The 14,583-nt window shown below is 60.6% G+C and carries 16 protein-coding genes and 1 pseudogene; 10 read left to right on the top strand and 7 right to left on the bottom strand.

What is annotated here, in order from left to right; translation table 11 throughout:
• Window positions 1-96: 96 nt before the first annotated feature.
• From DBIPINDM_RS21450 to DBIPINDM_RS21475, 6 genes are all read left to right on the top strand, one after another.
• Window positions 97-462 carry a 4a-hydroxytetrahydrobiopterin dehydratase gene (locus DBIPINDM_RS21450; protein WP_136621984.1) on the top strand — a complete coding sequence of 122 codons (366 nt, stop codon included), beginning with the start codon at window positions 97-99 and terminating at the stop codon, window positions 460-462.
• 35 nt (window positions 463-497) lie between these two features.
• Window positions 498-824 carry an antibiotic biosynthesis monooxygenase family protein gene (locus DBIPINDM_RS21455; protein WP_258589078.1) on the top strand — a complete coding sequence of 109 codons (327 nt, stop codon included), beginning with the start codon at window positions 498-500 and terminating at the stop codon, window positions 822-824.
• Between the two features lie 67 nt (window positions 825-891).
• Complete coding sequence (locus DBIPINDM_RS21460) at window positions 892-1,812, top strand: complex I NDUFA9 subunit family protein (protein WP_258589079.1); 921 nt, start codon at window positions 892-894, stop codon at window positions 1,810-1,812.
• Window positions 1,800-2,138, top strand: a complete 339-nt coding sequence (locus tag DBIPINDM_RS21465) for a hypothetical protein (protein ID WP_258589487.1) — start codon at window positions 1,800-1,802, stop codon at window positions 2,136-2,138. Before DBIPINDM_RS21460 ends, DBIPINDM_RS21465 begins: the two co-directional genes overlap by 13 nt.
• Window positions 2,138-2,482: a hypothetical protein gene (locus DBIPINDM_RS21470; RefSeq protein WP_258589080.1), complete on the top strand. Its 345-nt coding sequence runs from the start codon at window positions 2,138-2,140 to the stop codon at window positions 2,480-2,482. Before DBIPINDM_RS21465 ends, DBIPINDM_RS21470 begins: the two co-directional genes overlap by 1 nt.
• 1,044 nt (window positions 2,483-3,526) lie before the next feature.
• Window positions 3,527-4,741, top strand: coding sequence for an NAD-dependent formate dehydrogenase (locus DBIPINDM_RS21475; protein WP_258589081.1), 1,215 nt, complete (start codon window positions 3,527-3,529; stop codon window positions 4,739-4,741).
• A 263-nt stretch (window positions 4,742-5,004) separates the two neighbouring features.
• Here the strand turns inward: DBIPINDM_RS21475 and DBIPINDM_RS21480 are convergent, their stop codons facing one another.
• Together DBIPINDM_RS21480 and DBIPINDM_RS21485 are read right to left on the bottom strand one after the other, a co-directional pair.
• A complete protein-coding gene (locus DBIPINDM_RS21480) occupies window positions 5,005-5,388 on the bottom strand; it encodes a VOC family protein (protein ID WP_258589082.1) in 384 nt (127 codons plus the stop codon).
• 201 nt (window positions 5,389-5,589) lie between these two features.
• Entirely contained in the window at window positions 5,590-6,087 is a 498-nt protein-coding gene (locus DBIPINDM_RS21485; protein ID WP_258589083.1) for a GNAT family N-acetyltransferase, read from the bottom strand.
• Window positions 6,088-6,411: 324 nt separating this feature from the next.
• Here DBIPINDM_RS21485 and DBIPINDM_RS21490 point away from each other — a divergent pair, with 324 nt between their 5' ends.
• Window positions 6,412-7,317, top strand: a complete 906-nt coding sequence (locus DBIPINDM_RS21490; protein WP_258582557.1) for a tyrosine-type recombinase/integrase — start codon at window positions 6,412-6,414, stop codon at window positions 7,315-7,317.
• Between the two features lie 3 nt (window positions 7,318-7,320).
• Entirely contained in the window at window positions 7,321-8,514 is a 1,194-nt protein-coding gene (locus tag DBIPINDM_RS21495; protein WP_258582558.1) for an IS91 family transposase, read from the top strand.
• 88 nt (window positions 8,515-8,602) lie between these two features.
• On the opposite strand, the pseudogene DBIPINDM_RS21500 reads toward DBIPINDM_RS21495, so the two are convergent.
• From DBIPINDM_RS21500 to DBIPINDM_RS21510, 3 genes and pseudogenes are all read right to left on the bottom strand, one after another.
• Window positions 8,603-9,801, bottom strand: a pseudogene (locus DBIPINDM_RS21500) (IS256 family transposase).
• A gap of 423 nt (window positions 9,802-10,224) precedes the next feature.
• The gene (locus tag DBIPINDM_RS21505) at window positions 10,225-10,776 is read right to left on the bottom strand and encodes a sulfotransferase family protein (RefSeq protein ID WP_258589084.1); all 552 of its coding nucleotides are present in this window, start codon (window positions 10,774-10,776) and stop codon (window positions 10,225-10,227) included.
• 79 nt (window positions 10,777-10,855) lie between these two features.
• Window positions 10,856-11,758 carry a VOC family protein gene (locus DBIPINDM_RS21510; protein WP_258589085.1) on the bottom strand — a complete coding sequence of 301 codons (903 nt, stop codon included), beginning with the start codon at window positions 11,756-11,758 and terminating at the stop codon, window positions 10,856-10,858.
• A 162-nt stretch (window positions 11,759-11,920) separates the two neighbouring features.
• On the opposite strand from DBIPINDM_RS21510, the gene DBIPINDM_RS21515 reads away from it, so the two are divergent.
• The gene (locus tag DBIPINDM_RS21515) at window positions 11,921-12,112 is read left to right on the top strand and encodes a hypothetical protein (RefSeq protein ID WP_258589086.1); all 192 of its coding nucleotides are present in this window, start codon (window positions 11,921-11,923) and stop codon (window positions 12,110-12,112) included.
• Between the two features lie 342 nt (window positions 12,113-12,454).
• Here the strand turns inward: DBIPINDM_RS21515 and DBIPINDM_RS21520 are convergent, their stop codons facing one another.
• Together DBIPINDM_RS21520 and DBIPINDM_RS21530 are read right to left on the bottom strand one after the other, a co-directional pair.
• Window positions 12,455-12,640 carry a hypothetical protein gene (locus DBIPINDM_RS21520; RefSeq protein WP_111549063.1) on the bottom strand — a complete coding sequence of 62 codons (186 nt, stop codon included), beginning with the start codon at window positions 12,638-12,640 and terminating at the stop codon, window positions 12,455-12,457.
• A gap of 801 nt (window positions 12,641-13,441) precedes the next feature.
• The gene (locus tag DBIPINDM_RS21530) at window positions 13,442-13,849 is read right to left on the bottom strand and encodes a hypothetical protein (RefSeq protein ID WP_258589087.1); all 408 of its coding nucleotides are present in this window, start codon (window positions 13,847-13,849) and stop codon (window positions 13,442-13,444) included.
• Window positions 13,850-13,939: 90 nt separating this feature from the next.
• On the opposite strand from DBIPINDM_RS21530, the gene DBIPINDM_RS21535 reads away from it, so the two are divergent.
• Window positions 13,940-14,266, top strand: a complete 327-nt coding sequence (locus DBIPINDM_RS21535; RefSeq protein ID WP_258589088.1) for an aminotransferase class V-fold PLP-dependent enzyme — start codon at window positions 13,940-13,942, stop codon at window positions 14,264-14,266.
• Window positions 14,267-14,583 lie beyond the last annotated feature (317 nt).

Genomic DNA, 14,583 nt, shown 5'->3' on the forward strand with positions numbered 1-14,583 from the left:
ATCATCGGTTCGCTCGACATCATGTTCGGGGAGATCGATCGATAGGCGCTCGTCGCTGTCGTTTTTGCTGCTAAAAATCGTCTTGGAGACAAGAACATGACCGACACTCTTGCCGAGAAAACATGTACGCCTTGTCGCGGCGGCGTCCCGCCGCTCACGCGTGATGAAGCCCAACGTTTCCAGGCACAGGCTCCAGATTGGGAGCTGGGTGACGATGCCCACCGCATCCAACGGAGCTTTCGATGCCGCAATTTCCGGGACGCGCTCACCCTTGTTCAGGAGATCGGTGAGCTCGCCGAAACCGAAGGCCATCACCCCGACATCAGCTTCGGCTGGGGTTATGTGACGGTTTCCCTGAGCACCAAGAAGATCAAAGGACTGCACGAAAACGATTTCATCATGGCAAGCAAGATCGATCGGGTGCTCGATCGCTCGGGCCGGCCCGTCGACCGCCAGCAGTGACACGGCAAATCCATCGCCAATCTAGCGAGGTTTCCATGACACAGATCCGAACCGACAACCAACCCGTCACCCAAATCACCATCGTCGATTCTGAACCGGACAAGCAGGCCGAGGCATTGTCCGTCATGACCGAGCGGGCGCGCTTTATGGCGCGCCAGCCTGGGTTCATCTCAATCAGCCTGCATCGCAGCCTCGACGGGCGGCGCATCGTCAACTACGTCCAATGGCAGAATCGCAACCTGCTGCGATTGGCTCATCAGTCGCCGGAATTCCGCAAGGAGTGGGGTCATTTCGATCAGTTGACGGACGAGATCGATCCCAATCGGTACGAGGTAGCCCAGGTGATAGATAGTGGTCAGTAGGCGTGCCGCCCACATGACCTGAACCGCCGGGTCGAGACGGCCGACATGAGCTGACAAAGTCTAAGCCATGGCTGCCATGAACCATCGCGTCGTCACCGTATTCGGTGGAACCGGGTTTCTCGGCCGCCGCGTTGTTCGGCATCTCCGCAATGGCGGTTTTTTCGTTCGGATTGCATCAAGACATCCGGAACGGGCCGAGAAGTTGTTTGGTTCTGATGATCCGCAACTTCAATCGGTCGAAGCCGATATCCATGATGAGCGGGCGATCGCCGATGCACTTGCCGGTGCTTTCGGTGTTGTAAATGCGGTCAGTCTCTATGTCGAACGGGGACAGGAGACCTTTCATTCCGTGCATGTCGAGTCGGCCCGGCGGGTCGCAGCACAAGCACACCGAGCTGGCGTCGAACGGCTCGCTCACATTTCAGGAATCGGCTCCGATGTTGCCTCGCAGTCGCTCTACATCCGCAAGCGTGGCGAAGGCGAACTAGTGGTGCGTGCCGCGTTTGCTGACGCCACTCTCATCCGCCCGGCGGTGATGTTCGGACCGGATGACGCGTTTCTCACCATTATCCTCAAATTTCTCCGCCGGTTTCCAATCTATCCGATGTTCGGTCGCGGCCTGACGAGATTGCAGCCGGCCTATGTGGCCGATGTGGCAGAGGCGACCGCAAGAGTGCTGCAGGGGACGGAAACGCATGCGATCACGTATGAGTGCGGCGGCCCTCGCGTCTACTCTTACGAGGAATTTCTCAGAGTCGTTGCGCACGAAGCCGGTCTTAAGCCCAAACTGATTCCAATCCCATTTGCCGCTTGGCACGCGCTGGCTTGGTTCGCCGAAATGCTCCCGAGCCCGCCCGTCACCAGGAATCAAGTGGAACTGATGCGGGTCGACAACGTGTCATCGCCGAAGATGCCGGGATTTGGAGAACTTGGAATTTCGCCGTGCTCGGTCGAGGAAATGCTCCAGGAGATATTGTGGGATCACTGATTAAAGAGCTTCTTCGGCTAGTGCGCTCCCGCCGAGGGAACAACAAGGGCAAGGTCGAGGGCATGGTGAAGTATTCCCGCTCGAACTTCATGACGCCGATACCGGCGGCGGCGAGCGTCGATGAGGCTTCGGTCTATCGTCTGCTCAGGGCGCACGACCTGATCAACAGTCCGGCCTTCATCGTCGTGAAGGCTCCCAACGAGTTCAAATTGAGTCGTATGTACCAAACCGGCACACTATATGTCGATGGTCGCCTGCACCTTCCCGGCAAGCCGGCGAGTGGAAGAGACCACCACGCTTTCGCCCAACAAAGGGAGAAGCGATAATGACGTTCAATGACTCAGCGGACTCAAAGCAGCTTTCAATACTGGCCACAGTGGTCGATGTTTATTGCCGTCAGGCCGGGATAGCAGTGGGCGATCCGGCCAGGGAACGTCTTGGCCGTCAAATCATCGAGTTGTTCCAAAACGGCATGGATCAGCCAGACGAGTTGTTGTTGGCCCTAAACCATCACTACGACGAGTGGCTTGGTGAGGTTGGCTTGCCGTCGTCTTGTGCCGACCAAGCCGCATCGCTGATCTCTGGCGCTGCTCCCTCTCCTGCGGATCACCCGTCGATGTCGCCGCAACGCTTCCCCCAACGAAAAACCCCGCAGGAGCGGGGCTTCTAGTATTTTCGGCGCGGGCTTGCGCTCCACTGAAAACAGTGACGGAGCAGTTAGGCGATAGGGCCAGCGTCTGCCGTTACGGCGAGTCAGGATATCGTTGCATCATCGGCGTTCCGAGCCGCGTCGAACGCGACCGGTCGATTGATGACATTGCTGACGGCAGAACCAGCGAGTGTGCGCGTCACGGAAGCCGGAAAGCAGCGGTCGTTCAATTGCGGAATTCGGATGGAATTGTATCGACTCCGACTATCCTTGCACACCCTGCAAAGCTGCGCCGATGGCGCTTGCAAGGACGACAGGAAAACACCATCTATAGACTGATAGCGAACAAGCTGGAAACGTCGGTTCAAGTCCGACGGCCCCGACCAAATCGGGGTTTCGTCTAGGGTAGGACACCACACTTGGTAAACGCCGCTCCCTTCCGGTCGAGCGGCGTTTTCGTATCTTCTGTAAAAAGGCAACAAACGGCCCGCATTGTGGAAGGCTAGCGTTGTAGCGCTGGCTAGTGCGTCCGCAACTCGAACTTGATCAGGACTTGCATAAGCTGCCTGTCTGTCTCGTCACTTTCGCCATTTCCAGGTGACATCGGTGAGCGTTGCGAACTGGCTTAGCAATACCGTCTGAGCGGCAAGCGATGCGAGATTCCTTGATAAGCGCTGACTAACAGGTTGTTTGCAATCTTTGAGGGGATGCAGAAGCCCTTGAGGCCTGGGAAGTCGGAGCCTGTCAGTGATCATGATGCACGGTGCCCAACCTCGGCAATTCTGAAGTGTCCGCGTCAAGCATTTGTTGCCAGCAGACCGTGCGCGCGGTCTGAAATAAAGGAACTCGAACGCTGCGCCAGTGCCACCCGCAGCACTTGAAACCATGCCCGGGTCTTCCATGTAATACGCAATAGCGCACAACTTTCCGAATGAGGAAGCGCCGGCAGATGAGTCTGCTCCCCACCAGCAATTCAACAGAGCATCGCCGTGCCGACCATCGTTGGCCGGCAGCGTTAACAACAGAGCGTTTTCCTCTTCGTTGTCAGACGAAGGGAGATACACAATGGCAAAGGTCGTTTGCGTCCTCTATGACGATCCGGTCGACGGTTATCCGACAAAATATGCGCGGGACGGCCTGCCAAAGCTCGACCGCTATCCCGGCGGCCAGACACTTCCCACGCCGAAAGCCATCGACTTTGAACCGGGGGTCTTGCTCGGTAGCGTGTCGGGCGAACTCGGCCTGAGGAAATTTCTCGAAAGCACGGGCCACAGCCTGGTAGTGACATCGGACAAGGACGGTCCCGACAGCATTTTTGAACGCGAGCTCGTTGACGCCGAAATCGTGATCTCGCAGCCGTTCTGGCCGGCATATCTGACTGAAGAACGAATGGCCAAGGCAAGCAGACTGAAGCTTGCGATCACTGCCGGCATTGGATCCGACCATGTCGATCTTCAGGCCGCCATGGACCGCGGCATCACGGTCGCCGAGGTGACTTACTGCAATTCGATCAGCGTGTCCGAGCATGTGGTCATGATGATCCTGGGGCTCGTGCGCAACTACATCCCGTCCTACCAGTGGGTCGTGAAAGGCGGCTGGAATATCGCCGACTGCGTCGCACGCTCCTACGATATCGAGGGAATGCAGATCGGAAGCGTCGGTGCCGGCCGGATCGGCAGCGCGGTGTTGCGCCGGCTGAAGCCGTTCGACGTCAAGTTGCACTACACCGATCGCCACCGCCTGCCTGAGGCGGTCGAGCAAGAACTTGGCGTTACCTTCCACCAGGACCCCGCATCCATGGTCGGCGTCTGCGACGTGGTCACGATCAATGCACCTCTGCATCCGGAGACGGAAAATCTCTTTGACGAGACGATGATCGCCAGGATGAAACGCGGCGCCTATCTGGTGAACACAGCGCGCGGCAAGATCTGCAATCGTGACGCCATCGCCCGCGCGCTGGAGAGTGGCCAACTCGCTGGCTATGCCGGCGACGTCTGGTTCCCGCAGCCGGCTCCCAAGGATCATCCGTGGCGATCGATGCCGCATCACGGCATGACGCCGCACATTTCAGGATCGTCGCTCTCCGCCCAGGCGCGCTACGCCGCGGGCACGCGCGAAATTCTGGAATGCTGGTTCGAAGGCCGGCCGATCCGTGAGGAATATCTGATCGTCGATGGCGGCAAGCTCGCCGGCGCCGGTGCACATTCCTACAGCGCGGGAGACGCCACCAGAGGTTCGGAGGAGGCAGCACGCTTCAAGGCCAGGAGTGATCCGAGCTAGATCGATTTCCGCTGCGCTCGACTCGGACGGGAAGAAGACAAGGGTGACGTGGGGGGCAGATCAACATGGGTCCTGCTGCCAAGGTTGACGAAAAGACCAAGGCCGAACTCAAGAAGAATTGGACGATGATGCTGGCCGGTTCGACAAAGTCCGCTAAAGAAGATTGATGTGTCCGTGCCTCTGATTAGCGTTAACACGCTAGGGCGGAGCGGTTGGACAGGACTCATCCCAACCCGAACAAGTCAGCTTCCGCGCATGCATTCTCAAATTTCGTTGACTGACAAGTCTTCCCGATGTGTCGCGATCTGCCATCTATTCCCCCACGCATCCTGCATCATCGCTCGTCGGTCGCCATAAGGCGTGTCCTTAGGTTCCTCAATCGACTCTCCGCCCGCACCGATTGCACGCCGGTACGTTTCGTCAGTGTCTTCTACACACACATAGAGGAAAGCCGGCATTGCTTCGCGTTCGCCATCGCCGCTGACCATCACGATAGAGTCGCCAATCTTCATCTCTGCCGGCGCCTCAGTCCGGTACTCGCCGGTCGCGTCGAATACGGTTTTGAGAAATTCGACCAAGCCCCTGACGTCGTCGGTGACGATTCTCGGCGTGACGCTGCGCCAGCCATCGGGCTGAAATTTGACCATTTGCTCAGCCTATCAGTCAACCACGACAGTTGCATGAGGGGCGAGGGGTTAGCCATGCTACGCCTCGTAGGCTCTGCACGTTACCGACCGATCGGCGCGGTTGGCGCTGCAGTCGTTCCTCGAGGGATCCTAAGCTTTCTGCCGCAAGTCGAACAAGACCGCGTGCTCGGGCTATAGGGCCAGGTTCGGTCCTCAGGGCACTTACCCACGAAGGAACAGATGAACTTCCTGACCGGGATGTTCGGTGGCCGGGTAGGGAGACCCATTGGCCGTGAAACCGCGAGCCGGCAAGATTCGCCGCATGGCGGCATTATTGCTGTGTGTTGTAGCGAACACGGCTGATCCGCTTGCGAATGACAGCGCCGCGTCGACGAGACGCCAGCCCAATTTATGACGGCGATGGCTTTCTGCGACGACCACATACCCTAGTTCGACTGGGTAGGCGGCGGCGTCCGCATTTGATTTCGACTTGGCAAAGACGGCGGTTCGATAGTCCGGCTCTGGATTTTTAATCGCCGCAGTTCCGACCAGCTTCTTACCGTCATAGAGCATGACTAGGCCCCGCGCACCCTTGATGCGTTCAAGCAGCCCATGGTGGGAAACTTCGCCCTCCGAAACAACCAACTTGACAAAGGCATCGAGTTCTTTGTCGGAATATCCATGCGGGGGCCTGGCGGTCAACGAACTGAGATGTTGCATTGCTTGAGCATAGGTCACTCAGATTGAGGTCGCAAATTCATCGACACGGGCGGGCCGAGAGCGAGGCAATTTTCAGGCGTGAATTGCGCGCCGGCGCTCGCGGTCTCTCTCGGCGAGGCCCTCCGCGCCGCCGGGCTGCCCTAGTAACGGTGCAATTTACGATGCTTGCACAATCGGACAGCAGCGAACGTCTCCTTGTGGGCGCATGCACGAACCCGCTTCGCGGGAGGGTCGCCTCGACCTGAGATGGCGCGACAGGCATTTGACTTGAGCGGGTAGAGGCGTCGATCTGACCATGGAGTTCCCTGCAACGAGGAACTCGCCATGGCTACCCTGTCGACCGATGCACCAATCTCTCCGCTTCGCCAGCGCATGCAGCACGACATGCTCATGCGTGGCCTGGGCTCCCATACCCAGCAGGACTACGTTCGTCACGTCCGGCGCTTCGCTGTGTTCCTTGGCCGCTCGCCGGACACTGCGACGGCTGAGGACATCCGCCGATTCCAGCTGCATCAGCATGAGAGCGGCGTCGGCCCTGCGACGATCAATGGCGCGGTCTCGGCATTGCGGTTCCTGTTCCTCGTGACGCTGAAGCGGCGGGATCTGGCGCGCGCGCTGGTGATTATGAGGTATCAGCGCAAGCTGCCCGACGTGCTGAGCGTGGAGGAAGCGGCGCGGCTGCTCGAAGCGGCGCCGGGCATCAAGTACAAGGCCGCGCTCGGTGTCGCCTATGGCGCTGGTCTGCGCGTGTCCGAGGTCGCGCACCTCAAGGTCGACGACATCGATAGCACACGCATGCTGATCCGCGTTGAACAGGGCAAGGGACGCAGGGACCGCAACGCCATGCTCTCGCCGCAACTTCTGGAACTGCTGCGGCTGTGGTGGCGCGAAGGCAGGCGGCGCGGGGTGATGCTCCCGCATGGCTGGCTGTTCCCAGGGCGCAGCTGCACGGCGCCGATCTCGTCGCGGCAACTGCATCGCGCGGTCCAGGAAGCAGCCGAAGTCGCCGGCATCCGCAAGCGCGTCAGCCCGCACACGCTGCGCCACAGCTTCGCCACTCATCTGCTCGAACAGGATGTCGACATCCGCGTCATCCAGGTGCTGCTTGGCCACAGCAAGCTCGATACCACCGCGCTCTACACCAAGGTCTCGACGCGGACGATCCATGCGGTCGCAGGGCCGCTCGACCGGCTGATGGCGCTGATGGAACACAAGACGCCGCCCGGCTGAGCCGTGCGCACCTCTGTCGAGGTCGCCGACATCTTCCGTGCTGCCGGCCCCGCCTATCGGGCCGCCCATGCAGGTCACCTGAGCCTCATCCAGCTCAAGGTGATGTCGGCGATCGAGCATTGCCGCACCGCGGCGCTCGGCGGTCACGTCGAGGCCTGCGAGGACTGCGGCCAATGGCGGATCGCCTATAACAGCTGCCGCAACCGGCACTGTCCCAGGTGCCAGGGCGCGGCCGCGCGTACATGGCTCGCCGAGCGCGAAGCCGACCTGCTGCCAGTCGGCTACTTCCACGTCGTGTTCACGCTGCCCGCCGAGGTCGCCGTCATCGCGTTCCACAACAAGGCGCTGGTCTATGACCTGCTGTTCAAGGCGGCATCGGAGACGATGCTGGCGATCGCGGCGGATCCCAAGCACCTCGGCGCGCGCATCGGCATCACCGCCGTGCTCCACACATGGGGCTCGGCAATGACGCACCATCCTCATGTCCACATGATCGTGCCGGGCGGCGGCATCACGCCGGACGCGTCACGCTGGATATCGTCGCGGCCGGCCTTCCTTCTCCCAGTCAGAGTGCTGGGCAAGCTGTTCCGCCGTCTGTTCCTGACCCGACTGGTCGCGCTGCACGACGCCGGTCGGCTCGCCTTCTTCGGATCGGCGGCGCACCTCGCCGATCGTCGGGCCTTCCTACGCCACCTGGCTCCCGTCAAGAAGAAGCGCTGGGTGGTCTACGCCAAGCCGCCCTTCGCCGGTCCCGGGGCGGTGCTCGCCTATCTGTCGCGCTATACCCACCGGGTTGCGATCTCGAACCGCCGCCTGATCGCCTTCGAAGAGGCTGGGGTCACCTTCCGCTACAAGGATTATCGCCGCGACGGCACCGACCGGCAGCAGGTCATGACGCTCGCCACAGATGAGTTCATCCGCCGCTTCCTGCTCCACGTCCTGCCGCGCGGCTTCCATCGCATCCGACATTATGGCCTGCTCGCCGGCTCCGCCCACAAGGCCAGCCTCGCACGCGCCCGCGAACTGCTGGGCGTCGCTGCCCCGTCCGATGACCACACACCCGAACCAGAGGACTTCCGGCCGCCATGCTCCTGCTGTGGCGGACGCATGATCGTCATCGAGGTGTTCGAACGGTGGAGGAGGCAGCCGCGCGGACCTCCGAACGCATCGGCACCGATCCGGGAGACCGCTCCATGACCCGGCATGGTCTGATTCAGCCTCCAGCCACAGGCGCTCAACGGTTGTGTGCGTCAAGTTCTGCAAAAAGGGGCGGCCATAGTGCTGGTCATGCGGCTTGGCGTAGAGCGAGCTTTTTGTGCTCGCGCAGGTCGTCCATGTTGATGTAGCGGTTGGCCTCCATCCAGTTTTCGTTGGTCTCGACAGCCAAGGCCCTGACAAGGCGCAGGCAGCTTTCGGCGTTGGGGAAGATGCGTACGACATAGGTGCGCCGGCGGATTTCCTCGTTGAGGCGCTCGAGCATGTTGGTGGACTTGAGATGCTTGTGGTGCTGTCTCGGCAGCCTGAAGAAGGTCAGAGTTTGTTCGATGGCATCTTCGGCCCAGCCTGTCAGGCGCGGATAGCGAGGTGACCATTTGGCAAGCCATGCGGCGAGATCGGCCCTGGCCTCGGCGAGATCGCGTCGGTCGTAGAGCCAGCGCAGCTCCTGCAGGCAGTCATCGCCGTGCTTGCGCGGCAGATGATCGAGCGCGTTCCTGAGGAAGTGCACGTAGCAGCGTTGCCAGGGGCGGCTTCCGGGATCACCTCGCCGATCGCCGCCACCAGGCCGGCGTGATCGTCGGACACGACCAATTCGACGCCCTTGAGGCCGCGCGCCTTCAGTGAGACGAGAAAGTCTTTCCAGGCCGAACGGCTCTCGCGATTGGCCATCTCCACAGCCAGGATCTGGCGCCGGCCGTCCCAGTCGATGCCGACCGCGATCAGCACCGCCTGGCTCATGACGACGCCGGCTTCACGCACTTTCTCGTAGCGCGCATCGAGGATGAGGTAAGCAAACGGCTCTTGAAGGGGACGCCTGGCAAAGGCAGCGAGGCTCTCGTCCAGCCGCTTGTTGATGGCCGAGATCGACGAGGCCGAGAAAGCATGGCCGCACAGCTCTTCGGTGATCGCCTTCACCTTGCGGGTCGACACGCCCTGCACATACATCTCGGCCAGCGTCGCCACCAAAGCCCGTTCCGAACGCTGATAGCGCTCAAACAACTCGGTCGAGAAGCGCCCCGAGCGGTCCTGCGGAACCCGCAGCTCAAGCTTGCCGACGCGCGTCACAAGGGTGCGGCCATAGTAACCCGAGCGATAGCCAAGCCGCTCGGGCGTGCGTTCGCCCTTCGAAGCACTCAGCGCCTCATCCATCTCGGCCTCGAGCACCTCCTGCATCACCGCACGGATCACTTCGTGAAGTCCGTCCGGGTTCGAAAGCAGAATGTCTTTGACGGAGGCGCTGGCGGTCTTACTTTCAATCTTGGTCATGGTGGCGTTCCTTCGCGGGAATCGGTGACGTGAACAATCACCAGCCTGCCATGACCGCCCCTCTCTCAGCGAATTTGCAGAACTCTCAGCACACTACCCGCTCAACCTGCGGCGACGGACCCACGCGCGCCCATGGTGCTCAGCGAGGCCCGCAGGGCCCCGTCCGCCTGCGCGCAGAGGCTACAAGGCTGTGCGGAGGCTTCACTGAGCGGTCCGTCCGTGTCCACCGCGTCGCCTAACGGGGGCGGTCACGCCGTCGCCGACATCAGCCGCAAACTAAAATCCCCATAGCCATCAACTGTGGCCCGCGGGTTCCTGCATGAGAGGCTTTCGTACGCCTCTCGGCACCCGAAACCCTTCAGCATCACGGTCACCGGTCCTTTGATCCGAAGGTCTGCTTTCCAGCCCTTGCAGACGGTCAGACTAGTTCTGTGCAAGAGCCGACTGAAAGTCCTTGGTGTTGTTGCGATTGGGATAGGACTGGTCCGGCACCGGCACACCGAGATGCAGGCAGAGCGGCTTCCACCCATCTCCCAGATTGTGGACCAGCAGCCGACCCGGCGGCACTGTCGCAATGACCGCCCTTACATTGGCCTCGTAGACGGCTATGGCATTGGCGCGATCGTGCGGCCGGCCGCCGAAGACCTGCCTGGAGATCAACGCAAGACCCAGTGACTCCTGATCCGTGCTCTGGCTGATGCCTGCCAGGATCGTTTTCTCGAAGCTTTTCCACCAGCTTTCCGGCGATCGGTATGTCAGGATGACCCGGGCGTCTGGATAGAACTCAATCAGGTCACGCCAATAGTGCGCCGAGGGCCAATCGATGCAGGACGCGTAGCCCGCAAACAGCTGGTTCCAGTCTGGTGCCGCGCCCTGCGCCAGCGCACGCCAAAGCCGCTTCTGGTCTTCATTGGCCATGACTTCGGACATGTGGTGACAGGGGCCGAAGCCAAGGATCGTCAGCGCCTCGCGCATCGAATCCGTTCCTGTCCGGCCAAAGCCCGTTCCGATTACCCTTATCGCCATTGTCCCCCCGTTCAGGCCTACAGCCAGATCAGTCGCTTGCGAGCACCATCCGCAGGCGGTTTCCCTCAGGGTCGGAGAGGTCCAGCGCCCCGTCCGTTTGCAGCGAGGGCACCTGCGCATCGCCGAGACGTCGCGCGGCGGCCGCGAGGTCTTCCCGGGTGGGAAGCACGACGGTAAAATGCTCCAGACCTGCCGCGCCGAGCGGTGGCTCCTTCAGCTCGTCGCGAGCCCAGATGTTGAACGCCACCATGTGTGTGCGTTCCTCGGTGCCGCAGTCGAACAGGCCAAACGTTGCTGACTGGATATGTGGCCTGAAGCCAAGCACACCGAGGTAGAACGCCATCAGCGTTTCGGGCGACCGTGCGCGCATATGAATGTGACCGATGAAGGTATCCGCCGCCAGCGGAACTTTGACACGGTCCGCCGGGTCGAGCTCCTGCAGCAATCGATCGATATCCGGAGGTTCAAGCCCGGAATGCCTTGTGCCGTCCTTGGCGACAAGCGAAACACCGCCGTCAGCCATCTCTTCCCTGGACGCGAAGCGCCCGGGTGTGTCGAAGCAGATCTCGATCCCGTTGCCGGAAGGGTCGGAAACGTAAAGGGATTCCGAGATCAGGTGATCCTGGGCGCTGTGCCTCAGGCCGGAGGCCCGCAGCCGGGCGACGACTCGGGCCAATTCCTTGCGTGTCGTGACATGGATGGCGACATGAAAAAGATCGCGGGACTTTGACGGCAGGATGGTTGTCGCCCCGGCGTGCAGCACAATGAGGATCTTGCCGTCGACGCCGAGTTCGGCGATCCCGCCGTCCCTGGTCAGGGTCGAGAGGCCGACCACGTCACGCCAGACCGGTAAGGCGGCTGGAATGTCGACGACGCGCAGATGAACCGGGCCGAGACGGGTGGTGCTGGCCAGAATTTCTTGGCTCTTCATCGGCCGTTGTCTCCCTGCAGCGCTGGAACATTAGCTGCGAAAGATATGCCTGTCTTGCGCATAGTTCGGGTCGACCGCTCCCGGGCGCGTATCCGCCTGTGGTAGCCGGGTCGTTGCCGCCCCTGCTGTCATTTTGCGATAGCCGGCGGATGGGGGGAGCAGATGGACAAGGCAAGCGCGGAGCACCGCTACGAGGACTGGGACAAGCTCAACGCGGAGCAGGATGCGCTCGGCGCCTTCGAGCCCGTCATGACGCATTCCTTCGGAATTGATCCGCAGGACGGCCGGCCCGTGATGTTCCACTCTCAGATGATCTGCGACCTAGCGACCGTCGTCGACATCGGTGAGTCGTGACCGCCGAGCCTAAGCACATATTGAGGCCGACCGCTGGCTCTCCGCCCCAATGCCGCATCGTGGAGGTGGTGCGTCGCTACCGCGTAGGGTGGTCGTGGCATGAGTGCCGATGTCCGCTTGGGTCAAAGTCGACATTCAGCCGGCAGGCAAATCAAGCTAACAGAGTAGCCGAGAATTTCGTCCAGTTCAGATCGCCACCCTGCACTGGTGGCTCTGAATCAGGCGCTTCTGCAAACCGTGAAGGAAGTCCCCAGACCGCCCCTTGGATCTTGTAGGCTTTACAGGACCGGTGAAGCCGCCCCTACGGTTGGGTAGCGACTGCGCGAGACCGGATGGCCATCGCTAGCTCTCCGCATGGCTAAAGACCACAGCGCCGTTGTCGTTACGAACTTCAACGGCGACGATTCCATCGTCACCTTTTCGGGTCTGGAACATCGAGATTGCATGGTCTTTCGCAGTCTTCTCGGCGTCGAACGTCTCCTTGTCGACGATGCCCTGTCTTCCGTACCAGATGACAGTGAAGGCCATTTTTGGTCGTTCCTTTGCGCCAAGCATACAGGAATTCAGGGCGGTAGGGGATGAAAGCACGGTGCCACATTCAAGCATTGGCGCTCCACAGGGCCGGTGAACTAGCCGCATCTGGACTCCAAACGGCAAGAGGTCGCATTCTGCCCTGGGGGAAGAGGGGCGTGGACAAGCACCCCTACGACAACCGCTCTGGACAGTGGCGCAAGGGTACCGCCGGCAAACGCCGTCGTCGTTCTGGCAACCCGTCGTGGTGGGGCCCATCTTTGCGGGCGGCGCATTCCTGCCCGGCTTGCTGACCCTTGAAATCGGCCCAACTCTCGTAAGCTGCAACATCAAGGGCAATATCAGCTACAACACAGGCGAGCGTTCCTACCATGTTCCCCGGACAGGAATACTACTGGCAGACACGTATAAGCCTTTGGAAGGGGGAGCGGTGGTTTTGCTCTGAAGCGGCCGCCCGCAAAGCTGGCTGGCGGAAATCGAGACTGTAGTGGCATAATTGGCCGGGCTTAACAGTCCGGCCTTTCTATTGAGCATATGAGCCCAGTACGAAGACGCCATGTGGCGCGCTCGCCCAGTGTTACGACGCTGAGCTGACGATCCACATACAACGCCAGTTGCGAAGCGTCTCTTCGCTCAGCTGTCCGCGGTAGTGAGCGATGACGTCTTAAAGAGTGAGGTAGTTCGAGTCAGACACGGGGCGCTATTGCGTTGATGGAGTTCTTGATCGGCGACCGCCCTTGGCTACCAAGCGCAACGAACGCCGGCGGAAGAAAGAGGCGGCTTAAGGAAGTGACTTGGCTAGATCAACCGATGTCGCTCCTTAGATTCGTCTGCCCGTCGCCTCGTGCCATTGGTGTCAGTGGTTTTAGCTCGATGCGCCGCGTCGCTTTGAGCCCGATCTGTGTTCTTCTTCCTTCCGCTAGCGCCGCCTTCATTCTCCCACCGCTCGATCGCCCTCCGTTCGAGCGCCTTACGCGTCTTTAGCACGTCGAACTCAATGCCGACGCCAGCCGATAGAGCTTCGCTCGCGATGGCGTCGGCAAGATCGGCGTCGGAGATTTCCAGTTCAGGAAAGATCTGTCTTATTGCTGCTAGGGCTTCCGAGAGAGCAAATGATTTCGGGTCTCTTTGGACCTCGTTGAGGAAGGCGCTAATTGCGGCGCGCACTTCAGGCTGAATTCGGTGAGTCGGGTCCGCGCTATTCATGGCGATTCTCCCTGGCAATCGTCTTAACGGTGCATACACGTTGAGGGTTCCCTCACGCGCGCGGGCAGCAGTATCCGCGGGTATGAGTGGTTGGCCGCATTCACCGTGGCATTTATTCGCCTAGTTCTCCCGCCATTCGCGCAGGACGAGCTGATGACGATGTGGAAGATTGGGCGCGATGTCGTCGGCAATATGTACCATTGGAACGGCCGGCTTCTGCCGGTCGAGGATCTGTGCGCCCTGGCACGCGAACATGACATCATCACCGTGGTCGACGGAGCGCAGACCTTCGCCCAGATGCCGCTCAGCTTCCGAAAGCTCGACTGCGACATCTTTGTGACGAGCTTGCATAAATGGCTCGGCGCGCCGGCGGGCAACGGCATGTTAGTTGTCAGGGAAGGAAGAAAAAGGAATTGACCTGCGGGCTGTCGCGCGTGTTCTGTAAAAAGGTTGGATCGGATGCAACATCGCGTCCAGGATATTCTAGTCCTCTTCGAGCCGACCACCAGGGAAAGCTGGGGCGCTAATGGCAAGCAAAGATGGGCAAAATCAGAGTGACCCGCGTTGGCATGGGCCTTAGGACCAAGACAAGACGGCCGGTGCCGTGTCCTTCGCCATCGACGAGGCTTAGCTGTTTCCGGTTTGCTCCACCTGCTTCAATGCCCGGCGAATTTCTCCATCAGGCTAGGCACAGGGCTCTCCTGTCGGCTCTCAAGTGGGGTCGCCAGACGGGT

It is taken from the genome of Mesorhizobium sp. AR02 (assembly GCF_024746835.1).
In the GTDB taxonomy this organism is placed as follows: domain Bacteria; phylum Pseudomonadota; class Alphaproteobacteria; order Rhizobiales; family Rhizobiaceae; genus Mesorhizobium.